The 273-nt window shown below is 61.5% G+C and carries 1 protein-coding gene; it reads left to right on the plus strand.

The window, feature by feature from the left end; all coding sequences use genetic code 11:
• A partial coding sequence (locus tag P2081_RS20920) for a ribosomal L7Ae/L30e/S12e/Gadd45 family protein (RefSeq protein ID WP_278924711.1) occupies positions 1-273 on the plus strand: 273 nt, incomplete at both ends.

A 273-nucleotide genomic window follows, 5' to 3' on the forward strand; every position in this document is an offset into this window, starting at 1 on the left:
GCGACTCAAGGCTCGGGCCGAGCAGAAGGTGGCCAAGAAGGAAGACACCCCGACCAAGAAGCCCAACACCGTGTCGCAGGGAGCCAACTCCGTCACTCGGCTGGTCGAGCAGAAGAAGGCTCAGATCGTCGTCATCGCACACGACGTCGAGCCCATCGAGCTGGTCCTGTTCCTACCTGCCCTCTGCCGCAAGATGGGAGTCCCATACTGCATTGTCAAGGGCAAGGCTCGCTTGGGCAGACTTGTCCACCGTAAGACCTGTGCTGCCGTCGC

Source organism: Pseudophaeobacter profundi (genome assembly GCF_029697505.1).
Lineage (GTDB): Bacteria > Pseudomonadota > Alphaproteobacteria > Rhodobacterales > Rhodobacteraceae > Pseudophaeobacter > Pseudophaeobacter profundi.